Below are 23260 nucleotides of genomic sequence, written 5' to 3'. Positions count from 1 at the left end.
ATTCGGTATCCGAGCGGGCATGCCGAGCACCGTAAGTTCCCTGACAGCGCGGCTGCGAACGTCCTGTGCGGGTCGGTCTTCGATCCATGCTGCGGAGTTCGTTGCTGCCAATCCGGACACGCCGGGCGCGCACGCGCCGGTGATCCAGCCGTTAGCCTCCGTCGACGGCAGCCGATCGCGGTCCGCGTCTAACAGCCTCCCGGCCATCTCCGGCAGGACCGCCCGCTCGCCAATGCTCTCCATCATTGCCTGCGCGCGATCGGCGTAGAAACGGGGCGGGAGACGCCGCGCATCATTAGATGCCTGACGATCGCCTTCACGCCCGTACGTGGACAATGACTATCTCGCCAATTCGAGTGGCGTGCTCAACAGCCTCGGCAATATCGGGTTTTGCTCCGCGTGCTCTATGCGTGGTTCCTTTCCAACGGGTGGTCCGCTCGCTGTGGCCACGCTGGAGAGCCGTAAGGCGGTGGTTGCCAGACTTCCCGACCCAAGGGATGCCGACGTCGACGGACGGCTTTCGAAGCTAAGGAGGTCATCGAGAATTAGATCGCATCCGACCGCGAACGAAAGGGCGCGCAGGAGGAGAGCTTCGAGTGATTGGCACTCCTGAAGCTCCCGCGATGAACGGCGGTGCGTCCGCGCACCTTGTTCAACTGCTACATCCCGATCCTGCGACGGATCGTTGCCATGGCTCAGGATAGAAATGATCGCGGGGTGGTCGTCCAGCCCCGCCCTGAAGCCCTAGCGATGGGCTAAGTCATTAAAAAATGGTGCTGCCGGTGAGGATTGAACTCACGACCTCAGCCTTACCAAGGATGCGCTCTACCACTGAGCTACGGCAGCACTGCCCTTTCGAGCGAAGCGCGCCTAGAGACGACCCGGGATGGATTGTCAAGCGATCACGCACCTGTTTAGGCAGATCGTATGAGCGACACCGACCAATCCCGCACCGGCGACAGGGACGAACGCGCCGCTCGACTGGCGGCGCAGCTGCGGGCGAATCTGCACCGCCGCAAGGCGCAGGCCCGTGCCGCGGCACGGCCGACGGACACCTCACACCCGTCGGGCACGCCCGACGATTAAGGCGCCAGCGGTGCGCATTTCCGGTCCAGCCAGGCACGATCCTCGCCTTCCAGCAGCGGACCGATCCGGGCGATAACCTGCGCGTGATAGGCGTTGAGCCATGCCAGCTCGTCGGCGGCCATCAGCGCAGGGTCGATCAGGTCGCGTTCGATGGGGGCGAAGGTGAGCGTCTCGAACCCCAGCATCGCCCGATCGGGATCGCCGCCCGGCACCGTCACGGGTACGACCAGCAACAGATTCTCGATTCGGATGCCGTACTCACCCGCCTTGTAATAGCCCGGTTCGTTGGACAGCATCATCCCCGCGCGTAGCGGCTCCAACGCCGCGCCGCCCGGGTAATTCGGCGCGGCGATCCGCTGCGGCCCTTCGTGCACCGACAGATAGCTGCCGATGCCGTGGCCGGTGCCATGGGCGAAATCGAGGCCCGCTTCCCAAAGCGGGCGGCGGGCAAATGCGTCGATCTGGCCACCCATCGTGCCGTCGGGAAAAATCGCGGTGGCGATCGCGATGTGCCCCTTCAACACGCGGGTGAAGCGGTCGCGCATCTCGGGCGTCGGAGTGCCGATCGGCATCACGCGCGTCACGTCGGTGGTGCCGTCGGCATATTGGCCGCCCGAATCGATCAGGAACAGCTGGCCGGGCAGGATCGGCGCGTTCGATTCTTCTGTGATGTGATAGTGCGGGCTGGCACCGTGCGCACCGGTCGCCGAGATCGTGTCGAACGACGTGTCGAGCAGGCAACCGGTTTGCTCGCGGAAGGCCAGTAGCACGGCGGCGGCGGAGAGTTCTGTTTGCCCGCCCCCCGAGCATTCCACCTCGACCCAGCGCAGAAAGCGGGTGAGGGCGGCACCGTCGCGGACGGACGCCGCACGATGGCCGGCGATCTCCGCGGGGTTCTTGAGTGCCTTGGCGAGGACCACGGGGTCGCGCCGGGGTAGAATCCTGGCGCCGCTCGCCGACAGCGCGTCGAAGATCGCGGCGACCGCGCGTTCCGGGTCGGCGGCGACGCGCTTGCCCGTATAGGCCGACAGCGCGCCGGCGAAGGCATGACGATCGTGCAGGCGGACGGCATTGCCCAGGTGTTGGCGGACCGCATCGTTGATCTTGTCCGCGGCGACGAACAGGTCGGTCGTGCCATCGCTGCCGACGATCGCGTAGGACAAGGCGACGGGGGTATGCGCGACGTCGCCACCGCGGATGTTGAGAGTCCAGGCGATCGAATCCAGCGCGGTGAGGACGACGGCGTCGGCACGCTGCTGCGCCAGCCAGTCGGCGATGTCGGCGCGTTTGGCGGCGGAGGAGCGGCCGGCCAGCGCATTGTCGTGGACGGTGACCGAAGCGGGCGAGGGCGCCGGGCGATCGATCCAGACCGCATCGACCGGATTGGCGGATACGGGGACGAGTGCGATGCCGCGATCGGCCAGTGCGGCGATCGTGTCCTTCACCCACACATCGGTGTGGAGCCATGGGTCGTAGCCGATCCGGTCGCCCCCGGCGGCGTGGGCGGCAAGCCAGCCGGCGACGCTCTCCTGCGGCACGGGCATGTAGGACCAGTCGTCGGCGGACACCTGCTCGCGAACCTGGAGCGTGTAGCGACCGTCGGTGAAGATCGCCGCCTTGTCCGCGAGAACGGCGGCAGTCCCGGCGGAGCCGCCGAAGCCGGTCAGCCAGCCGAGGCGCTGGGCGTAGCCGCCGACATATTCGCTCATATGTTCGTCGGTGAGGGGGACGACGAAGCCATCCAGCTGCAAGCGGGCGAGTTCGGCGCGCAGGGCGGCGAGGCGGGCGGCGTGGGTGATCATGGCGGGTTCCGTGTCGATCGTTCGTGCAGGCGATCGTGGCACACCGAGGGAGCGGAGGACAGGGGGGCATACTCCCCCCGGGGGGCTCAGTGTTTCTTCGGCAACAGGTGCAGCACGCCGGCGATTCCGCCGCCGACGATCAGGCCGATAATGCCAGATCCGATCGCGGTAACCAGCCAGTTGACGATGGCGGGCAGCACGCCGACCGCATGGGCGGCTCCCTCTGCGGCAGCGTGGATCGCGTGGGGCAGCGCGGCGAAGCCGAATTCTTCCATGCCGTGGACGATGATACCGCCGCCGACCCAAACCATTGCGGCGGTACCGATCAGCGACAGCGCCTTCAACACCTTCGGCATCGCGGCGACCAGCCCGCGGCCGAACGCTTGAGATCCGGCGCCCGGCTTTTGCGCCAGATGCAGGCCGAAATCGTCCATCTTCACGATCAGCGCGACGACGCCATAGACGCCGATGGTGATCGCGACGCCGACCAGCGCGAGTGCGATCGCCTGGTTGACCAGCGTCTGATCGGCGAGTTCGCCCAATGCGATCGCCATGATCTCGCCCGACAGGATCAGGTCGGTGCGGATCGCGCCCGACACCTGGCGGTTTTCGAGCTCGGTCGCGTCGGTGACTGCAGCGGCTTCCTCGCCATGGCCATGCCCGGTGATGGCGCCGATGATCTTCTCCGCCGCCTCGAAGCAGAGGTAGGCGCCGCCCAGCATCAGGATCGGCGTGATCAGCCATGATGCAAAGGCGCTCAGCGCCAGTGCGGCCGGTAGCAGGAACAGCAATTTGTTACGCAATGATCCGCGCGCGATCTTCCAGATGATCGGTAATTCGCGCGCGGGGCTGAGGCCGACGACATAGGTCGGAGTCACCGCCGTATCGTCGATCACCACGCCTGCCGCCTTGGCGCCCGCTTTGCCCGCAGCGCCCGCCACGTCGTCGAGGCTTGCGGCGGCGAGCTTCGCCATCGCCGCGATATCGTCGAGCAGCGCTACCAATCCGCCGGCCATGATGCGTCTTTCCCCGTCAGGTCCCTGATCGCTTGCCATGCCGTCCGGCGCAGCGGGGTGCAACCGGAGAGATATGTCGGGTTCTTTGCTGGACGTGGCACGGGCTTCCGCGCGCGAGATGTATCAATGGCCGACGAGGGTGACGAAAGCGCCGACCGAGGTGTGCAACGCCTGCAACTGGTCGTCGACCTCGCCGAAGGCGCTGCCGAAGGCCGCCAGATCGTCCGCGACGGCGCCGGCGAAGCGGCTCAGTCCGGCGAGGGTGCCGTTCATGCCGGCTGCCACGGTCATCGTCCGATCGGTGGCGCGTGCGATGACCTCCAGCCGGTCGAGCTGCTGCTGCACCGTGTCGTAGGCGAGATGCGAGGATCGCTCGACCTCCACCACATTGTCGCGGATCAGGGCGTTGGCGCCGCTCGCCGCGGCGACCATGTCGAGGATGCCGGCCAGCTCGCTGGCGATGACGTCGTTCGCTGACGCCGTCTGGCGGGCGAGATGCTTGACCTCCTGCGCCACCACCGCGAAGCCGCGGCCCGCCTCGCCCGCACGTGCGGCCTCGATCGTCGCATTGAGCGCCAGCAGGTTGGTGCGATCGGCGATGTCGTGGATCAATGCCACCACCGGCTGGATCGATCGGGTATGGCCGGTCATCTGTTCGAACAATGCCACTGCCTGTTCGACCTGTTGCGCCGAGCGGGTCGCGGTCGACGAGGCGCGGGCGAACTCGTTCCGGCTCTCGTCCATCGCCTGACGCAGCGCCACCGCGGTCCCTACGGCCTGTTGCATGACGGCAACGGACTGGCTCGCGGCGAGGGCGACCGCCTCGTTCTCGGCCAGCATGCGATCCATCTTGCTGCCGATCGCCGCAGCCTGTTCGCGAACGGCACCGCTGCGCGCACCGACGGCGGCAACGACGCGGGTGAATCGATCCTGCAGGGCGCGCGCCTGTTCTTCGAGCTGGCGGGCGGCATCGGCCGCGGCCCTCCGTCGCAGCCCGGTGGCGACCAGTTCGCCTTCCATGACGCTCAGCCTGACCATCGCCGCGGCCAGCCGGGCATGCTGCACGGGATCGGCGCAACGCCGCGCCAGAACGGCCATCATCGCCAGGTTGGACGCGCCGATCAGGCCGATGAGCTCGAACGGTTCGACGCCGAAGTCGGTATAATTCGCGTATCGGGTGATCGTCGCCTCAATCCAGTTCGAGGTCTTGGGCGCGCACATGAAGCGGGACTGTGCCGCCACCAAACGCGGCGTGTCGCTGGTGTCGACGAGAGTGCGGAACGCACGAGCGAGCGCTGGCGATGACGTCGCGAGATAGTGTCGCACGACAGGAATGACATCGGCGGCATAGTCGGCTTCCACGACCGTCCAGAAGGTACGCAGATCCTCTTCGAAGGTCGCGTCGATGCCATAGGCGCGGATGCGGTCATCATGGGCGGAAGCGATCGACGCTCCGGAAGATGGGATGACCATAGGCTTCGCGAAATCGCTCAAGTGGATGACATGCCACTCTAATCTGGATTAGGAAAACAACCGGTTAATGGTGGTGGAGGCGCGGTTCGGCCTCGCGGCCATGCGCCGGCGTCGACAAGTGGCGGCGGTTCGCTATGGCTGCGGCATGACCGATCCGACGCCACCCATCGCCGCCCGCCGCCCGCACAGCTTCACCGCGCACGGGATCACGATAGAGGACGATTATGCCTGGTTGAAGGACCCGGACTATCCCGAGGTCGGCGATCCGGACGTGCTCGCCTATCTGGAGGCGGAGAACGCCTATTTCGAGGCCGTGATGGCGCCGCGTCAGCCGCTGGTCGATCGGCTGTACGAAGAGATGAAGGCGCGGATCAAGGAGGACGAATCCTCGGTGCCGCAGAAGGATGGCGATTACCTCTATTGGACTGCGTTCGAGACGGGCGGGCAGTATCGCAAATGGTGGCGCAGGCCGGTCGCGGGGGGCGAGGACCAGCTGCTGCTGGACGAACCCGCGCTGGCGGAGGGCAAGGAGTATTTCCGGCTCGGCGCGTTCGCGGTGAGCAACGATGCGACCCTGCTCGCCTATGCGATCGACGACAGCGGCGCCGAGCGGTTCGAGGTGCGGGTCAAGAATCTAGCGACGGGCGAGCACCTGCCCGAGGTGATCCCGGGCATGCTGTCCGAGATCGTGTGGACCGCCGACGATTCGGGGTTCCTCTACGGCCTCGCCAACGACCAGTGGCGGACCGACAATGCCCGCTTTCACCGGCTGGGAACCCCGGTCGAGGACGATGTCGAACTGTTTCACGAGGATGACGAGGGCTATCGCGTCGCCGTCGCCGAGACGAGCGACCGGCAGTGGATCGTAATCGGCACCGGCGACCATGTCACCAGCGAGATCCGGCTGCTGCCCGCCAACGATCCCTTCGCCGCGCCGATCCTGGTCGCGCCCCGGCAGGAGGGGCGCGAATACGACGTCGACGTGCATGACGGCATGCTGTTCATCCATACCAACGACACCGATCCGATGTGGCGGCTGTGCACCGCGACGATCGATGCGCCGGGTGAGTGGCGGGAGCTGATCCCGGCCGATCCGCATTTCTACATGACCGGCGTCGAATGCTACCGCGACTTCTTCGTCGTCGAAGGGCGTCTGGACGGCTTGGACCAAATCGCAATCCACCGCTACGATGCGCCGACGGTGCCGCAGCGGATCACCTTTCCTGAAGCGAGCTATGCCGCGGGCCTCGGCGACAATCCCGAATATGCGGTCGACACGCTGCGGCTGGGGTATGAGTCGATGGTTACGCCGGGCACGGTGTACGATTACGACATCGCGACCGGGGACCTGACCGTGCTGAAGGTCCAAGAAATCCCTGCGGGCTACGATGCAGGTGGCTATGCGACCGAGCGACTGAAGATCACGGCGCGTGACGGGACCGAGGTGCCGGTGTCCATCGTCTACCCGGCCGGCTTCAAACGCGACGGATCGCAGCCGTTATTCCTCTATGCCTATGGCGCCTACGGCTACGCGATCCCGCCCGGCTTCTCGACCGGTCGACTGAGCCTGCTCGACCGCGGTTTCGCCTATGCGATCGCACACATCCGCGGCGGCGACGATCTGGGCCAGCAATGGTATCACGACGGCAAGCTCGAAAAGCGAACCAACACCTTCAACGATTTCGTCGATGTGGCGAAAGGGCTGATCGATGCGGGGTGGACCAGCGCCGGCCGTATTGCCACCGCAGGCCGGTCGGCAGGCGGCGAGCTGATGGGGGCGATCGTCAATTCCGATCCGCGACTGTGGGGCGCGGTGATCGCCGACGTGCCGTTCGTCGACGTGCTCAACACGATGCTGGATGCCGATCTGCCGCTGACGCCGGGCGAATGGCCCGAATGGGGGAACCCGATCGAAGATAGGGCGGCGTTCGAGCTGATCCGCTCGTACAGCCCCTACGATAACGTCCGTGCCCAGGCCTATCCGCCGATGTTCATTTCGGGCGGGCTCAACGATCCGCGCGTGACGTATTGGGAGCCGGCGAAATGGGCGGCAAAGCTGCGCGAAATGAAGACGGACGACAACCTGCTGTTGCTCAAGACCAACATGGGCGCCGGCCACGGCGGCAAGTCGGGCCGGTTCGAATCACTGCGTGAGGCGGCGGAGGAGCATGCATTCGTCCTCTGGCAGCTCGGGATCGAATCCTGACGATCGAGGCGCTCATCGCCCAATATGGGCTGGCCGCGGTATTCCTCGGTGCGGGGATCGAAGGCGAGACGATGGTGCTCGCCGGCGGGCTGTTCGCGCATGAGGGATTGCTGTCGCTGCCCGGCACGATGGTCGCGGCGGCGGCCGGCTCGTTCGTCGCGGACCAGGCGTTCTTCGCCGCCGGCCGCCGCTTCCGCGAGCATCGCTGGGTCAAACGCGCGCAGGGCAAGCCCGCCTTTGCCAAGGCGTTGCAGACGCTGGAGCGGCATCCGATCGGCTTCATCTTCGCCTTCCGCTTCCTCTACGGGCTGCGCACGGTCAGCCCGATCGCGATCGGCACCAGCCACGTGCCGACGCGCACGTTCCTGTGCATCAACGCGGCGTCGGCGGCGGTGTGGGCAACGCTGTTCACCGGCCTGGGCTATGTGTTCGGCACCGGCGTTGCGGAGCTGCTCGGTCGCTATCGCCCGCATGGCCGGCAATGGCTGTGGGTCGCGCTCGCGGCGATCGTGCTGGGCGCGGTGTTCGGCGCGGTGCGCTGGTGGCGGAGCCGCGACGCATGAGCGGGCGCTTCACACTGGCGATCACCGCCGCCGCAGAGGATATCGACGAACTCGGCCACGTCAACAATGCGGTGTGGGTCCAGTGGATCCAGCAGATCGCGGTCGCGCATTGGCAGGCGGTGGCGCCGGTGGAGCATGTCGATACGCTGGTGTGGGTCGTGACCCGGCATGAGATCGACTATCGCGGGAACGTGTCGGCGGGCGAGACGGTGACGGGCGAGACGTGGGTGCCGGAGCCGCCGAAAGGCGCGCGGTTCGATCGCCACGTGCGGTTTCTGGGGGCTGACGGTAAGGTGAAGGTGGAGGCGGTGACGACCTGGGCGCTACTGGAGCGCGCGACGGGGCGGTTGCTGCGGGTGCGTCCGGAGGTGGCGGCACCGTTTTTGGCGTAGGTGGTGTTCGGGCGGTTTGGTCGGGTTCGTGGGTTTGCGGCGGGAGACCTAGCCTTTGCTGGGGTGACGTTTAGAAGAAGTTGTCCCCTCAGTGCAGGTTGGGGCCTTTCGCCTCAGGCGATCGTGTCGAACAGGTCCAACCACTCAGGGTTGGCGGTTTCGATCAGGCAGATTTTCCACTCGCGTTTCCAGGCTTTCAGGATATTTTCTCGGGCGATGGCGACTTCGATGCGTTCGGCGGGCTCCGCGTAAACCAGCGTCTCGATCCCGTAGCGGCGGCAGAAGGCCGAGCCGATGTCGCGGCGGTGCTGCTCTACGCGGGCGGCGAGATAGCCGGTCACGCCGATGTAGAGCATGCCGTGTGGCTTGCTCGCCATGATGTAGACCCTACCGCCCATTTCAGGATGGAGCCGCGGGAGATGCCAGCCTGCGCTGGCATGACGGTGGGAGGGTGAGTGTTTTCACCCTGAGTTGCGCAGTGCCGTCGCGACGGCGTTGATCGACAGCAGGATGCCTTCGCCGATGCGGGGGTCGTCCTCGCCGGCGCGGTGGCGTTTCATCAGTTCGATCTGGAGCAGGTTGAGCGGCTCGATATACGGCAGGCGCAGGCGGATCGAAGCGTCGAGGGCGGGATGCTTTTCGAGCAGGCGGGTCTGACCGGTCACTTCGAGCAGGCCGTCATGCGTCTGGTGCCAGGCGTCGCGGATGCGGGTGAAGATCGTGGTGCGCAGCGTCTCGTCCTCGACCAGTTCGGCATAATAGCCGGCGATCTCGATGTCCGATTTCGCCAGCACCATCTCCATGTTGGCGAGGCTGGAGGCGAACAGCGGCCAGCCTTGCGCCATCTCCTTGAGCAGCCCCTTGTCCTCGAACGCCGCCAGCGCCTGACCGACGCCGTACCAGCCGGGCAGCATGACGCGGGCCTGCGCCCAGCTGAACACCCAGGGGATGGCACGCAGATCCTCGATCGCGTCGGATTTCTTGCGACTGGCGGGGCGGCTGCCGATCTTCAGCCCGGCGATCTCGCCGATCGGCGTCATCTGGCGGAAGAAGGTGCGGAAGCCTTCGGTGCCGTAGACGAGGTCGCGATAGGCGTGGAACGCGGTGTCCGACAGCGCGTCCATCGCGCCGGAGAACTGGTCGTTCTCGGCGTTCGACAGGCGTTCGGGTTCGAGGCTGGCGAGCAACGTGGCAGACGCGATCGCCTCCAGATTGGTCATCGCGCTGTCGCGGGTGCCGTATTTGGCGGCGATCACCTCGCCCTGTTCGGTGATGCGGATGCGGCCCTGCACCGTGCCGGCAGGCTGCGCGCGGATCGCGGCGAAGGCGCTGCCGCCACCCCGCCCGACCGCACCGCCACGACCGTGGAACAGCTGCATACCGACGCCCGCCGCCTCGAACACCGGCTTCAGCGCGGTGGAGGCCTTGGACAATTGCCACGTCGAGGTCAGATAGCCGCCGTCCTTGTTGCTGTCCGAATAGCCGATCATCACCTCCTGATGGCCGCGTGCGGAGGCGATCGCGGCAATCTCGGGCAGGTCGAACCAGGCGGTCATGATCGCAGGGGCGGCCTCCAGATCGCCGACCGTCTCGAACAAAGGCACCGCCATGATCGCGGCGCCGGGCTCGTCACCGGGACGATAGAGCCCGACCTCCTTCAGCAGCAGGTTGATCTCGAGCAGGTCGGACACCGACTGCGCCATCGAGACGATATAGTTGGTGATGCACGCCGGCCCGTATTTGGCGTGCGCCTCCGCCGCTGCAAGGACGATCTTTAGTTCGGAATCGGTCTCTTCGGAATAGGTCGTGAAGCGGCTGGCGAGCGGCCGGGCATGGGCGAGTTCGCGACGCAGGAGGGCGACGCGGGCGTCCTCGTCGAGGCTGAGATAATCGTCCTCGACGCCGGCGGTCTTGAGCAGTTCGGCGACGACGCGTTCGTGCACCGCGCTGTTCTGGCGCAGGTCGAGCGTCGCGAGGTGGAAGCCGAACGTCTCCACCGCGCGGATCAGCCGGCCGAGCGCGCCGCCGGTCTTGAGCGCGCCTGCCGTGGAGAGGCCATGCGCGATGGCGACGAGGTCGGCGCGGAACGCCTGCGGGTCGGCATAGGCCTCGCCGGTCAGGTGGCCGGGGCGCGCGGCGGGCTTGCCGGTGAGCGCGAGGTGCGTCGCGGCGAGGCGCGCATAGATGCCCGATAGTGCGCGGCGATAGGGTTCGTCGCGGCGGCTTTCGGCGGTGTCGCCGCTCGCATCCGCCAGCGCCTCGACCGCGGCATCGACGGGGACGTGCTGGGTCGAGATCGACAGTTCCGCGCCGAGTGCATGCACTGCGTCGAGGTAGAAGCCGAGCACGGCCTCGCACGCGCGGCCGAGCGCGGTGCGCAGCGAATCGGCGGTGACGAAGGGGTTGCCGTCGCGGTCGCCGCCGATCCAGCTCCCCGGTTTGACGAAGCTCGGCACGCGTTCGCCGAAGGCGCGATCCCAGCGCTGGTAGAGCGCGGGCAGCGCCGGCAGGAACACGTCGCGCATGTAGCTGAGCGCGGTTTCGACCTCGTCGGTGACGTAGAGCCGCTCGCGGCGCAGGACGCGGGTCTGCCAAAGCAAGGCGATCTGGCGGGTGATCGCATCCTCGACGCGGTCGCCATCGGGCGTTTCGTCGCGGCCGGCATCCTTCAGCGTCATCAGCTGCGCGATGCGGTTGCGGTGGTCGATCATGCTCTTGCGCCGCACCTCCGTCGGGTGAGCGGTGAGCACGGGGACGATCAGGGCGTGGGCGAGCAGGCGCTGGATCGCGGCGCGGTCGATGCCTTCGCCCTCCAGCGTCGCGATGGCGGCGGCGACGTCGGCGCCCTGTTCGGCGGCGATGCCCTGGCGATCCTCGGCAAGGTTGGCGAGCATCGAGAACAGCATGAAGCCGCGGACGAAGTCGAGCGTCTCGTCGAGGCCGAGGTCCTGGAGATGCTGGTGGACCGCGTCGCTGCCGCCGGTGCCGCGGTGGCGCTCGACGGAGGCGCGGCGGATCGTCTCCGTCGCCTCGAACAGGGCATCACCGCCATAGGCGCGGATGACGTCGCCGAGCTTCGCGCCGAGGAAGCGGACGTCGGGGTTGTTGGCGATGGGGGGGAGCGAAGCGGGGTCGACGGTAGCCATGCGCGATATGCTGCGCTGCGGTAGCTGCGGGGTCAACCGGGTATGGGGTTTGTCCTCGGGAAGCGGGGGTTGTGCGGAGGCAACTGGCCAAGTCGTATCGTGTCCTTCACCAGCCACCGCCGCCCTTGCCGCGGCCTTCCACCATCCGCCATCCCGGCGTTTGCCGGATGGGAAATTGCGTGTCCAGACGATCGATCTCGACGGATTACCGTGCCGTCGTACCCTGATTGCTCAGCGTATCACCGAGCACTGGCGGCGTCGCCGCACCTGCGGGGCGGCGGCCCTCGGCGCGGGCGGTACGCCATTCGCTTTCCTCTTCCGAGGTGACCGTGCCGTCGCGGTTGAGATCCATCTGGTCGAACCGCTTCAACGTACCTTCGCCCCATTCGATCAGGCTTATCTCGCCATCCTTGTTGCGATCGAGATTCATCAGACGGCTGTCCTGACGCGGCAGTTCCGAAGGGTCGAGCCGGTCGTCACCGTTGCGATCGAGATTCCGGAAGCGGCGCTCCATCGCGCTGGAGAAATCGACACGGCTGGTCACGGCCGGGGGCACGAAGCCTGCCGCATTGGCGTCCGCCTGCGCCGCCTTGTCGTCGCGCGAGCCGCAACCGGCCAAGGCCACGCCCAGTGCGGCCACCAACATCACCTTGTGCACACCAGACCCCCTTCGATCATGCTTCCAGCTCAACGTCCCAGTAGAGCCAGTCGTGCCACGTGTCGTGGAGATAGTTGGGCGGAAAGGCGCGGCCATGTTCCTGCAAATGCCAGTTTGTCGGCCGGATCGGTTCGACGTAGAGCGGCATATGCGCCTGTTTTGGCGTCCGCCCGCCCTTCTTCAGGTTGCAGGGCGCGCAGGCGGTGACGACATTTTCCCACGTCGTCCGGCCGCCTTGCGCGCGGGGAACGACATGGTCGAACGTCAGATCGCGACCTACGCCGCAATATTGACAGGAAAACCGGTCGCGCAGGAACAGGTTGAAGCGGGTGAACGCCGGGAACGCCGAAGGACGGACATATTGTTTGAGCGCGATCACCGACGGCAGCTTGATCTCTGCGGTAGGGCTGCGCACGGCGCGTTCGTAATGCGCGACGATATCGACACGATCGAGGAATACCGCCTTGATCGCGGTCTGCCACGGCCACACGCTGAGCGGATAATAGGACAGGGGCGTATAGTCCGCGTTCAGGACGAGCGCCGGACACGAATCAGGATGACGGATCAGATCGGGATGAAACACGGCTCCTCCCACGGATTACCCGCAGGCCGTGTCGCCCACGAGAGTGACACCGGTATGACAGCACGGCGGACCGACGATGGTCAAGCGGTCTGCGTTGATCGTGGCGACGAAAGGCGATGAGTGTCGTCAGCCGGTTCGCGCCGAGTCCCACCGGGCGCCTGCATCTCGGTCATGCTTTCGCGGCGATCCAGGCGCACGATCATGCGCGTGGAGAAGGAGGCGCGTTCCTGCTGCGGATCGAGGATATCGACGGAACCCGCAGCCGTGAGGAGCATGTTGCGGGGATCGTCGAAGACCTCGCCTGGCTGGGACTCGCGTGGGACGCGCCGGTGGTACGACAGTCGGCGCGGCTGGACGAGTACGAGCGGGCGCTGGCGGATCTGCGGGGGCGGGCGTTGCTCTATCCGTGCTTCTGCACGCGCGCCGATATCGCCGCGAGCGTCAGCGCGCCGCATCGTGGGCCGGATGGACTGGTCTATCCGGGAACATGCCGGCGGCTCGATCCGGGGGCGGCTGCGGCGCGGGTTGCGGCGGGGCACGCGCACGCGTGGCGTTTGGATATGGCGGGCGCGGTTGCCTATGCGGGGCCGCTGATGTGGACCGATCTGGTGGCCGGAACGCAGATTGCCGAGCCGATGGCGTTCGGCGATGTCGTGCTGGCGCGCAAAGATGCGCCGGCGAGCTATCATCTCGCGGTGACGGTCGACGATGCGGCGCAGCGTGTGACCGACGTGGTGCGCGGACGAGACCTGTTCCGGGCGACCGATATTCACCGGCTGCTCCAGGCACTGCTGAGATTGCCGACGCCGGTCTATCGTCATCACGATCTGCTGCTGGGGCCGGATGGCGAGCGGCTGGCCAAGCGCAACGGCGCGCCTGCGCTGGCCGACATGCGCGCAGCCGGAGTGGACGGAGTCGAACTCGCCGCCGGTTTGCGCGCGGGGCGACTTCCCATTGGCTTTACTGCACGCGATGCCTAGATAAGACGCATGAACACGTTCCTCGTCATTCTGCTGATCGCGGCGATGCTGGCGACGGTGGTCGCTTTGGTCCGCGGCGTCATAGCCTTCCTTCAGGAAAGCCATGCTCAGGTTCGTGGCGGCGAGGGGCCGTCGGCTGCTTCGCTGAAGTCCAATCGCATGATGCAGCAACGCATCTTCTTCCAGGCGCTGGCAATCCTGATCGTCGTGGTGATCCTGTTCGCGGCCGGCCGTACCTGATCGGTTAGATGGTCAAGCTCAATCGCATCTACACGCGGACCGGCGATGCTGGAACGACGGGTCTGGTCGACGGGTCGCGCGTGTCGAAGGCGGAGCCGGTGATGGCGGCTATCGGCGATGTCGACGAGGCGAACAGTGCGATCGGCGTGGCGATGGCGGCGCTAGGCATACACGACCTGGCGGTGCGGCTGCTGGTGATCCAGAACGACCTGTTCGATCTTGGTGCGGACATCGCGACACCGGCGGATATGGCGGGCGCGCTGCGGATCACGCCCGAACAGGTCGCGCGGCTTGAGGCGGAAATCGATGCGATGAACGCCGGTCTGGTGCCACTGACCAGTTTCGTCCTGCCGAGCGGCGATCCCGCCGCTGCGGCTTTGCATCTGGCGCGTGCGATCGTGCGACGTGCGGAACGGAGCGCGGTGGCGGTCGAATGGCTGAACGCACCGGCGCTGGCCTATCTCAATCGATTGTCCGACTGGCTGTTCGTCGCGGCGCGGGCGGTGAACGCCGCTGCGGTCGGCGACATATTGTGGAAGCCGGGCGCCAGCCGCTGACCGCGGGTCGATGGCTGATCGTTACCGTTTCGCGGTACGAACCGGCGTTTGCGGTGCAACCCTTTCCGATCTCGTGCGCTTTCCTGACTTGCGTTAATACGCCCGGGGAGGGTTCCATCATGCTGAAGGTCGCTCCCAATCCGGGTCAGGCACTGGCAGGCCGCTATCAGGCGGTACGTGCCCTGACATTGGCATTGACCGAGCCGCTGTCGGATGCCGATGCCACTGTACAGTCGATGGCCGACGCTTCACCGGGTAAGTGGCATCTTGCGCATACGACATGGTTTTACGAGACGTTCGTGCTGCGCGACCATGTTCCCGGTTATCGACTGCACGACGAGCGATTCCCGTTCCTGTTCAACAGCTATTACGAAGCGGAAGGGCGCCGTCACGCGCGGGACCGCCGTGGCATGATCACCCGGCCCACGCTGGACGAGGTCCGCGCGTATCGCGCCCATGTCGACGCCGCGATGGCGGCGGCGCTGCCCGACCTGCCGGATGTGGCGCTGGAGCTGGTCGCGCTGGGATGCCATCACGAGGAGCAGCATCAGGAACTGCTGGTCACCGATCTGCTGCACCTGTTCGGCGAGAACCCGCTCGAACCGGCGATCTGGCCGCCCGCGCCCAAGGTGCCGGTGGCGGTGCCGGCGCCGATCGGCTGGATCCAACGCGATGCGGGGATCGTGCAGATCGGGCATGACGGCGACGGATTCGCCTTCGACTGCGAAGGGCCGCGGCATGACGCGCTGCTGACCGGCCATGCGCTCGCCGATCGCACCGTCACCAACGGCGAATGGAGTGCGTTCATCGCCGATGGCGGATACCGCGATCCCGCCCATTGGCTTGCCGATGGCTGGGCCTGGGTGAAGGCAGAAGGCATCGTTGCGCCGCTCTACTGGGAAGAGCGCGACGGAACGTGGACGCGCATGGGCCTCGACGGCCGCCGTCCGATCGACCCCGCCGCCCCGGTGACGCACGTCAGCTTCTTCGAGGCGGACGCCTATGCCAGCTGGGTCGGCGCGCGTTTGCCGACCGAGTTCGAATGGGAAGCGGCGGCGCAATCCCATGACGCCGCCGGCGGCAACCAGATGGACAGGGCCGGTGCCGTCGAACCCCGGCCCGCGGCGAACGCCCCCGCCTTCTTCGGCGATGTCTGGGAATGGACGGGCAGCGCCTACCGCCCCTATCCCGGTTTCCGTGCGGCCGAGGGTGCGGTCGGCGAATATAACGGCAAGTTCATGAGCGGGCAGTTCGTGCTGCGTGGCGGCAGTTGCGCCACCCCGCGCGGCCATGCGCGCGCCAGTTACCGCAATTTCTTCTATCCTCACCAGCGCTGGCAATTCACCGGCGTCCGGCTCGCCAAGGACCTCTGAATGTTGAAGCCCGAAATGGAGGACGGCGAGCAGAGGCTGGCCGATCCGCAGTTCCGCGCCGACGTGCTCGCAGGACTCGAACGCCGCCCGCGTGCGATTCCGGCCCGCTGGTTCTACGACCGGCGCGGGTCGGAATTGTTCGAGGACATCACGGCGCTGCGGGAATATTATCCGACACGGACCGAGACGGCGATCCTTGACCGGATTTGTCCGGAAGTGGCGGAGATCGCCGGGCGCGGACGCGCGGTCGTGGAATTCGGATCGGGATCGTCGGTCAAGACACCGTTGCTGCTGCGCTGCACCGCGCCGTCCGCGTATGTGCCGATCGATATCTCCGGCGACTTCCTGCGTGAATCCTCGCGCCTATTGTCGGCGCAATTCCCCGACCTGCTGGTGCTGCCGTTCGAGGCCGATTTCATGCGGCCGCTCACGCTGCCGCATACCGTCGCAGACACGCCGAAGCTGGGTTTCTTCCCCGGGTCGACGATCGGCAACATGATCCCGTTGATGGCGGTCGATCTGCTGCGGACGATGCGGGCGTCGCTGGGCGAGGGTGCGATGCTGCTGGTCGGCATGGACCGGATCAAGGATGAAGCGACGCTGGTCGCCGCCTATGACGACGAGGACGGCGTGACGGCGGCGTTCAACCTCAACCTGCTCGAACGGATCAACCGCGAACTGGACGGCACGATACCGATCGGCGCCTTTCGCCACGAAGCGCGCTGGAACGACGATCGCGCGCGGATCGAGATGCACCTGGTCGCTATCCGCGATGTCGAATTCACCGTCGACGGGCGACCCTTCGCCCTCGCGGCCGGCGAGAGCGTGCATACCGAGAACAGCCATAAATACGGATCGCGCGATGCGCGCATCCTTCTGCGCTCGGGCGGCTGGACGCCGATCCACGAATGGACCGACCCGGACGGCCTGTTCGCGCTCTACCTCGCCGAGGCGCAGGCAGAGCGCCCGGCGCCCTGATCCGGGTGGCGGCGCCCGTCAAAGACGCTATGGCGCGGCAAACGGACAAGGAGAGTGACATGCGGGCAGTCGGAGTCATCGGAGCGGGCCAGATGGGCGCGGGTATCGCGCAGGTATCGGCGGCGGCGGGCTATCGCGTCATCCTCACCGACGTGTCGCAGGAGCGTGCCGAGGCCGGCAAGGCGGGCATCGCCAAACAGCTCGCCCGCGCGGTCGAGAAGGAGAAGATCGACGCCGCGACGCGCGATGCGACGCTTGCGCGGATCGAGCCGGTCGCCGGCGTCGCGACAATGGGCGATTGCGGCCTGGTGATCGAAGCGGCGACCGAGCGCGAGGAGATCAAGCGCTCGATCTTCAAGGATGTCGGCACGGTGCTGGCGGCGGATGCGGTGCTGGCATCGAACACCTCGTCGATCCCGATCACGCGGCTGGCGCAGAGCTCGCCCGATCCGCAGCGGTTCATCGGCGTGCATTTCTTTAACCCGGTGCCGGTGATGGGGCTGATCGAGGTGATCCGCGGGCTGGCGACGTCGGACGCGACCGTTGCGGTCATCGAGGATTATGCCGATCGGCTGGGCAAGGCGGTGGTCCGCGCCAACGATGCGCCGGGCTTCATCGTCAACCGCGTGCTGATGCCGATGATCAACGAGGCGATCTTCGCGCTGGGCGAGGGCGTTGCGACGATCCGCGATATCGATCTCGCGTGCCAGCTGGGGCTGAACCATCCGATGGGGCCGCTGACGCTGGCGGACTTCATCGGGCTGGATACCTGTCTGGAGATCACGCGGGTGTTGTTCGAGGGGACCGGCGATCCCAAGTTCCGGCCTGCGCCGTTGCTGGTGAAGTACGTCGAGGCCGGCTGGTACGGGCGGAAAACCGGACGCGGTTTCTACGATTACAGCGGCCCGACGCCGGAGCCGACGCGCTGAGGACGATGCGATGAGCCTGGACGATACGATGGTCGATACGCCGGAAGGTCCGATGACCTTCAAGGAGTGGAAGAAGAAGAACCCGGTACAGCTGCCCTCGCGCCGGACGAAGGGCAAGGACCTGCCGAACCGGGTGAAGACGCGGACGGGGGAATAGGCGACTGCCCTGGTTCCTCCCTCGCTTCAGCGGGGGAGGGGGACCAGCGAAGCTGGTGGAGGGGGCGTTTCCGCGAGCGATCAGGTTCGCCGCCGGCCTCCCCCTCCGTCAGCGCTGGCGCGCTGCCACCTCCCCCTCGCGGGGGAGGACTTCAGGAAGCGCGAAACCGGATCGCGTACACCGCGCTCAGCACCACCAGAAACGGCGCCCCGTACACCAGCGTCAGCGCGAACGGCCCGGTGAACGGCGTCGTCGCCAATATCGCGAGGATCGCCCCCGCACCGGCAAGGCTGGTCCACGGATAGCCCCACATCCGGAATGCCGCCGGCGCGCCGTGTGCCCGCCGGAACGCCAGATGCGTGACGAAGATCATGCCCCAGGTGAACAGCGCACCGAAGATCGACACCGCGATCATCACCCCGAATGCCGCATCGGGCCGCCACGCATAGACGCCGCCCGCCACGCCGATCCCCGCCGCCGATACCAGCAGCGCCCCCACCGGCACGCCGCGTCCGTTCACCCGCGCGAGGCCAGCCGGCGCGAGACCGCTTTCGGCGAGGCTGAACAACATCCGCGAGGCGGTGTAGAGCTGGCTGTTCATCGCCGACAGGGCCGCGATCAGGACCACCGCGTTGATGATCCCCGCCGCATAGGGCACGCCGGTCGCCTGCATCACCGTGACGAACGGGCTGGTCGCGGTTCCGGCCTGCGTCCACGGCACGATCGCCAGCATCACCGCAAGGCTGCCGAGGTAGAACAGCGCCAGCCGCAGCATCGTCGAACGGAACGCCTTCACGATCGCCCGCTCCGGATCGCGTGCCTCGCCCGCGGCAACGGCGATCATCTCGATACTGAGATAGCTGAAGATCGATACGATGACGGCGGTCCAGATGCCGCCGATCCCGTTCGGCGCGAAACCGCCGTCCATGGTGTAATGGCTCAGCCCGACCCCGCTGTGTGCGATCACCCACAGCCCGACGGCGACGAACGCCACGATCGCGGCGATCTTGATGGCGGAAAAGACGTACTCGACCGCGCCGAACAGCCGCACGCTGGCAAGGTTCACCGCGAGCAGCGCGAGCGCGAAGCCCGCGATCCACCACAGGCCCGGCACGTCGGGTGCCCAGTAGCGCATGTAGATCGCGACGGCCGTCACCTCGGTCCCGATCGCGAGGATGATGCAGGTGACATAGGCGTAGCGGACGAGGAAGCCGGCGAACCGGCCGAGATAGCGCTCGGCGAACAGCCCGAACGATCCGGTCGCCGGGTCCGCCACCGTCATCTCGGCAAGGCAGCCCATCAGCGCCAGTGTGATAAGCCCACCGATGGCATAGCTCACCAGCACGGCGGGCCCGGCGAGCCCGATCGCGAAGCCGCTGCCCAGGAACAGCCCGGTGCCGACTGCGCCGCCGATCGCGATCATCGCGAGCTGGCCGGACCCCAACGTGCGCTTGAGGCCCGTCACGCGCGGTCGATCAGCCGATCAGCAATCCGGCGAGCGCCGCCGACATTAGATTGGCGAGGCTGCCCGCGGCCAGCGCGCGCAGGCCGAGTTTGGCGATCATCGGCCGCTGGTTCGGGGCGAGGCTGCCGGTCACCGCCATCTGGATCGCGATCGACGAGAAATTGGCGAACCCGCACAGGGCGAAGGTGACCACCGCCACCGTGCGCGGCGACAGCGCCGTCTGCTGGCCGAGATCGATGTATGCGACGAATTCGTTGAGCACGATCTTCTCGCCAAAGAGCCCGCCGGCGATCGCCGCCTCGTTCCATGGCACGTTGAGCAGGAACATCACCGGCTGGAAGACATAGCCCAGCAGGGCCTGAAAGCTGAGGCCGGGCAGGCCGACCATGTTGCCGAGGCCGCCCAGCAGCCCGTTGGCGAGCGCGACCAGTGCGACGAAGGCCAGCACCATCGCACCGACCGCCACGGCCAGCCGCACGCCGGTCTGCGCGCCCTGAGCCGCGGCCATGATCAGATTGGCGGGCTTTTCCTCGTCGTGGCTGGCATCGGGCAACGGCTCGCCCGGCGTGCCCTCCGGCAGCAGCGCGGCGGGGCCGGCGCCGCTGATCCGGTGTTCGGCGAGCGCAATCTGGCGGGCTTCATCGGGCTGGTCGCCGAGCGGCAATTCGCCTTCGGGCGCGACGCTCCGATCGGGCATGATGATCTTCGCCATCAGGATGCCGCCCGGCGCCGCCATGAAGCTGGCGGCGAGGAGGTATTCGATGCGGATGCCCATCGAGGCATAGGCCGCCAGGATGGTGCCGGCGACGCCGGCCATGCCGCTGGTCATCACCGTGAACAATTGCGGCGGCGTCAGGCCAGCGAGATAAGGGCGGATCACCAACGGCGATTCCGACTGGCCGACGAAGATGTTGGCGGCGGCGCACAGCGATTCGACCTTGGAGGTGCCGACGACCTTCTCGATCGCGCCGCCGACCCAGCGCACCACCAGCTGCATCACGCCGAGATAGTAGAGGATCGAGACGAGGCTGGCGAAGAAGATGATGACCGGCAGGGCGGCGATGGCGAAGCTCTGGCCGCCGATCTCGGGCGTCGCGAGCTTTCCGAACAGGAATTCGGTGCCCTTCTGCGAATAGCCGAGCAGCGCGGAGACGCCCGCGGAGGCACCCGCCAGCGCCTGCCGTCCCGGTCCCCAGTAGAGCACGATCGTCGCGATCAGCGCCTGCAACGCGAACGCCGCGCCGACGACGCGCAGCCGGATCGCCCGGCGATCGGTCGACAACGCGAAGGCGATACCGAGAATGACGAGAATGCCGGCAATGCCGATCAGGATACGATGCATCAATCAACCCGCGGGAATGAACCGCCGCGGCCCCCCGGCAGCGACAGGCCAGCATACAGCCGCTTTTCCGTGAGGCCAGAGCGGATTGGCCACCGCTTCGCGCTTCTCGACTCTCCTCCCTGCAAGGGATGGAAGAAGCCTATCTGCGCGGGGTTGGCCGCCGATACGTTCCACAGTCACGAAGGATGTGTGGAGGGCTGGCCCTTCGCCATGGACCGCGGAAGTATTTGCCCGGTCGCGGAAACGCGCTAGCGTCGTGGCGATGCAAATCCCTCCCGCCGCCGCGCCTGTCGCCATTCCCCGCGCGCTGTTCGTCTTTTCCGTCCTGTATGGCGGCATGGTCTGCATCGCCGGTGTGCTCGGCGTGAAGCAGGTCGCGCTCGGGCCGCTGGCGGTGGAGGCGGGGATCTTCGCGTTCCTGATCCTCGTCGCGCTCTCCAGCGCCATCGCCGAGCTGTTCGGGCAAAAGGTCGCCACGTCGCTGGTCCGGCTCGGCTTCGTGCCGCTGCTGGTATCGGCGGCGCTGATCCAGATCGTCGTCGCGCTGCCCCATGATCCCGGCATGTACCCGCCGGCGATCGATGCCTTTCCGGTCGTCGTCGGCCAGAGCGCGCGGATGATGATCGCCGGGCTGATCTCCTACGGCATCTCGCAGACGCTCAACGTCCTGATCTTTTCCAAATTGTCGCGCGGCGAGGGGCGGCTGGTCTGGTTGCGCGGGATCATCGCCAGCGTCATCAGCCAGATCATCGATACATTGCTGTTCATCTCGATCTCGTTCTACGGCGAACGCCCGATCCTTGGCCTGATGGCGGGTCAGATGGCGACCAAGGTGATCCTGTCGATCGTGCTGATGCCGTTGATGATCACCGGGCTGGTCGCGCTGGGCCGGCGACTGGATCGCAAGGCGTTTTGACGCCGGACTTTGAAGCCGGCTGATCCGCCGCTACAGGCGCGATCCATGACCGACTCCACCGCCACCGCCGCGCTGCTCGCCAAGGCCGAAACCCTGACCGAGGCGCTGCCGTACCTGCAACGCTACGCCGGCCAGACCTTCGTCGTGAAATACGGCGGCCACGCGATGGGCGACCCCGAACTCGCGCGCGATTTCGCGGAGGATGTCGTGCTGCTGAAGGCGGTCGGCATCAACCCGGTCGTCGTGCACGGCGGCGGGCCGCAGATCGGCGCGATGCTGAAGCGGCTGGGGGTCGAATCGCGCTTCGTCGATGGCCTGCGCGTCACCGATGCCGAAACCGCGCGGATTGCGGAAATGGTGCTGGCGGGATCGATCAACAAGGAGATCGTCGCCTGGATCGGGCAGGCCGGTGGTCGGGCTGTGGGCATTTCGGGCAAGGACGCCAATCTGGTCACCGCGATGAAGGTCGGTCGCGATACGCCCGATACGTTGCAGGGGATCGAGCGTCACGTCGATCTGGGCTTCGTCGGCGAACCGGTCGCGGTCGACCGGACGATCCTCGACACACTGTCGGGCAGCGGCATCATCCCGGTCGTCGCGCCAATCGCGTTGGGGGCCGACGGCCATACGTACAACATCAACGCCGACACCATGGCCGGCGCGATCGCCGCCGCGCTGGGCGCATCGCGCTTCTTCCTGCTGACCGATGTCGCGGGGGTGCTCGACAAGGACAAGCGACTGCTGACCGATCTCGACCCGGCGCGCATCGCCGCGCTGAAGGCGGACGGCACGATCAGCGGCGGGATGATCCCCAAGGTCGATACCTGCGTCGCCGCGGTCGAATCCGGGGTGGACGCCGCCGTGATCCTGGACGGCCGCGTACCGCATGCGATGTTGCTGGAGATTTTCACGTCGGCCGGCGCAGGGACCCTGGTTCACGCGTAGCGCCCAAGTCCTTCCCCGCGAGGGGAGGACTTTGGGTATGTTCCCCGACGCCCGAACCCGCTACGTCCGGTCCGAACCCTAACCCCCGGAGCCTCGCGTGATCGCGCTTACCCTTATCCAGATCATCCAGGTGCTGCTGAACGTGGTCTGGTGGATCATCATGGTCCAGTTCGTCCTGTCGCTGCTGATCGTGTTCAACGTCATCAATACGTCGAACAACTTCGTCAGTTCGCTGCACTACGGGCTCGATCGGCTGACCGAGCCGATGTACCGCCCGCTGCGCCGGGTGCTGCCGAATATCAGCGGCATCGACCTTGCGCCGCTGGTCGTGCTGATCGTCATCCGCATCCTCGACAGCGTCATATTGCCGAACATCGCCGTCAGCCTGATGTCGAACGGCGCGATCTGAGGACTCCTATGCTGGCGAAGATTGCCGCCGGTCGCTATGGGGCC

23 protein-coding genes and 1 tRNA gene are annotated in these 23260 nt (G+C 66.6%); 14 read left to right on the top strand and 10 right to left on the bottom strand.

All coding sequences use genetic code 11. The features are described 5' to 3' along the window. Positions 1-771: 771 nt before the first annotated feature. Positions 772-846 (bottom strand) — tRNA-Thr (locus tag NF699_11035). Positions 847-927: 81 nt separating this feature from the next. On the opposite strand from NF699_11035, the gene NF699_11030 reads away from it, so the two are divergent. Beyond that, positions 928-1086 (top strand): hypothetical protein, encoded by a 159-nt coding sequence (locus NF699_11030; protein USU03612.1) that lies wholly within the window; start codon positions 928-930, stop codon positions 1084-1086. On the opposite strand, the gene NF699_11025 is transcribed toward NF699_11030, so the two are convergent. From NF699_11025 to NF699_11015, 3 genes are all read right to left on the bottom strand, one after another. After that, the gene (locus NF699_11025; protein USU03611.1) at positions 1083-2888 is read right to left on the bottom strand and encodes an aminopeptidase P family protein; all 1806 of its coding nucleotides are present in this window, start codon (positions 2886-2888) and stop codon (positions 1083-1085) included. The two genes, NF699_11030 and NF699_11025, sit on opposite strands and share 4 nt — an antisense overlap. An 86-nt stretch (positions 2889-2974) precedes the next feature. Beyond that, positions 2975-3904, bottom strand: coding sequence for a DUF808 domain-containing protein (locus tag NF699_11020; GenBank protein ID USU03610.1), 930 nt, complete (start codon positions 3902-3904; stop codon positions 2975-2977). A gap of 123 nt (positions 3905-4027) precedes the next feature. Next, on the bottom strand, positions 4028-5377 hold the full coding sequence (locus NF699_11015; GenBank protein USU03609.1) for a methyl-accepting chemotaxis protein: 1350 nt from the start codon (positions 5375-5377) through the stop codon (positions 4028-4030). 145 nt (positions 5378-5522) lie between these two features. On the opposite strand from NF699_11015, the gene NF699_11010 reads away from it, so the two are divergent. Genes NF699_11010 through NF699_11000 form a run of 3 tightly spaced genes read left to right on the top strand, consistent with a single transcriptional unit; the run spans position 5523 to position 8538 of the window. Next, positions 5523-7583: a S9 family peptidase gene (locus NF699_11010; GenBank protein USU03608.1), complete on the top strand. Its 2061-nt coding sequence runs from the start codon at positions 5523-5525 to the stop codon at positions 7581-7583. Beyond that, on the top strand, positions 7580-8146 hold the full coding sequence (locus NF699_11005) for a DedA family protein (protein ID USU07060.1): 567 nt from the start codon (positions 7580-7582) through the stop codon (positions 8144-8146). Before NF699_11010 ends, NF699_11005 begins: the two co-directional genes overlap by 4 nt. Next, a complete protein-coding gene (locus tag NF699_11000; protein ID USU03607.1) occupies positions 8143-8538 on the top strand; it encodes an acyl-CoA thioesterase in 396 nt (131 codons plus the stop codon). The genes NF699_11005 and NF699_11000 overlap by 4 nt, the downstream gene beginning before the upstream one ends. A 113-nt stretch (positions 8539-8651) precedes the next feature. Here NF699_11000 and NF699_10995 read toward each other — a convergent pair whose 3' ends face one another. The 4 genes from NF699_10995 to NF699_10980 all read right to left on the bottom strand — a co-directional run bounded on the left by NF699_10995 (position 8652) and on the right by NF699_10980 (position 12925). Then, a complete protein-coding gene (locus NF699_10995; protein USU03606.1) occupies positions 8652-8915 on the bottom strand; it encodes a GIY-YIG nuclease family protein in 264 nt (87 codons plus the stop codon). Between the two features lie 84 nt (positions 8916-8999). After that, positions 9000-11684, bottom strand: a complete 2685-nt coding sequence (gene ppc, locus NF699_10990) for a phosphoenolpyruvate carboxylase (protein USU03605.1) — start codon at positions 11682-11684, stop codon at positions 9000-9002. Positions 11685-11889: 205 nt separating this feature from the next. After that, complete coding sequence (locus NF699_10985; protein ID USU03604.1) at positions 11890-12342, bottom strand: hypothetical protein; 453 nt, start codon at positions 12340-12342, stop codon at positions 11890-11892. 16 nt (positions 12343-12358) lie between these two features. After that, positions 12359-12925, bottom strand: coding sequence for an HNH endonuclease (locus NF699_10980; protein ID USU03603.1), 567 nt, complete (start codon positions 12923-12925; stop codon positions 12359-12361). 116 nt (positions 12926-13041) lie between these two features. Here NF699_10980 and gluQRS point away from each other — a divergent pair, with 116 nt between their 5' ends. The 7 genes from gluQRS to NF699_10945 all read left to right on the top strand — a co-directional run bounded on the left by gluQRS (position 13042) and on the right by NF699_10945 (position 18139). Beyond that, complete coding sequence (gene gluQRS / locus NF699_10975) at positions 13042-13905, top strand: tRNA glutamyl-Q(34) synthetase GluQRS (protein USU03602.1); 864 nt, start codon at positions 13042-13044, stop codon at positions 13903-13905. A gap of 9 nt (positions 13906-13914) precedes the next feature. Then, positions 13915-14145: a twin transmembrane helix small protein gene (locus tag NF699_10970; protein USU03601.1), complete on the top strand. Its 231-nt coding sequence runs from the start codon at positions 13915-13917 to the stop codon at positions 14143-14145. 8 nt (positions 14146-14153) lie between these two features. Continuing rightward, positions 14154-14702, top strand: coding sequence for a cob(I)yrinic acid a,c-diamide adenosyltransferase (locus NF699_10965; protein ID USU03600.1), 549 nt, complete (start codon positions 14154-14156; stop codon positions 14700-14702). A 119-nt stretch (positions 14703-14821) separates the two neighbouring features. Further along, positions 14822-16075, top strand: coding sequence for an ergothioneine biosynthesis protein EgtB (gene egtB / locus NF699_10960; protein ID USU03599.1), 1254 nt, complete (start codon positions 14822-14824; stop codon positions 16073-16075). Continuing rightward, a complete protein-coding gene (egtD, locus tag NF699_10955; protein ID USU03598.1) occupies positions 16076-17053 on the top strand; it encodes an L-histidine N(alpha)-methyltransferase in 978 nt (325 codons plus the stop codon). A gap of 59 nt (positions 17054-17112) precedes the next feature. Continuing rightward, on the top strand, positions 17113-17982 hold the full coding sequence (locus tag NF699_10950; GenBank protein USU03597.1) for a 3-hydroxybutyryl-CoA dehydrogenase: 870 nt from the start codon (positions 17113-17115) through the stop codon (positions 17980-17982). Positions 17983-17992: 10 nt separating this feature from the next. Further along, a complete protein-coding gene (locus NF699_10945) occupies positions 17993-18139 on the top strand; it encodes a hypothetical protein (GenBank protein USU03596.1) in 147 nt (48 codons plus the stop codon). A 151-nt stretch (positions 18140-18290) separates the two neighbouring features. Here the strand turns inward: NF699_10945 and NF699_10940 are convergent, their stop codons facing one another. Continuing rightward, complete coding sequence (locus tag NF699_10940; protein ID USU03595.1) at positions 18291-19604, bottom strand: amino acid permease; 1314 nt, start codon at positions 19602-19604, stop codon at positions 18291-18293. 10 nt (positions 19605-19614) lie between these two features. After that, entirely contained in the window at positions 19615-20946 is a 1332-nt protein-coding gene (locus tag NF699_10935) for a NupC/NupG family nucleoside CNT transporter (protein ID USU03594.1), read from the bottom strand. 262 nt (positions 20947-21208) lie between these two features. Between NF699_10935 and NF699_10930 the strand changes: the two genes are divergently transcribed. The 3 genes from NF699_10930 to NF699_10920 all read left to right on the top strand — a co-directional run bounded on the left by NF699_10930 (position 21209) and on the right by NF699_10920 (position 23216). Then, on the top strand, positions 21209-21862 hold the full coding sequence (locus NF699_10930) for a queuosine precursor transporter (GenBank protein ID USU03593.1): 654 nt from the start codon (positions 21209-21211) through the stop codon (positions 21860-21862). Between the two features lie 45 nt (positions 21863-21907). Beyond that, entirely contained in the window at positions 21908-22807 is a 900-nt protein-coding gene (gene argB, locus NF699_10925; protein USU03592.1) for an acetylglutamate kinase, read from the top strand. Positions 22808-22904: 97 nt separating this feature from the next. Further along, positions 22905-23216: a YggT family protein gene (locus NF699_10920; protein ID USU03591.1), complete on the top strand. Its 312-nt coding sequence runs from the start codon at positions 22905-22907 to the stop codon at positions 23214-23216. The last annotated feature ends 44 nt before the right edge of the window (positions 23217-23260 follow it).

The sequence above is a fragment of the Sphingomonadaceae bacterium OTU29LAMAA1 genome, assembly GCA_024072375.1.
GTDB lineage: Bacteria > Pseudomonadota > Alphaproteobacteria > Sphingomonadales > Sphingomonadaceae > Sphingomonas.
Note: the sequence above shows the minus strand (reverse complement) of the source record. Positions and strands in the feature narration are given on the sequence as shown.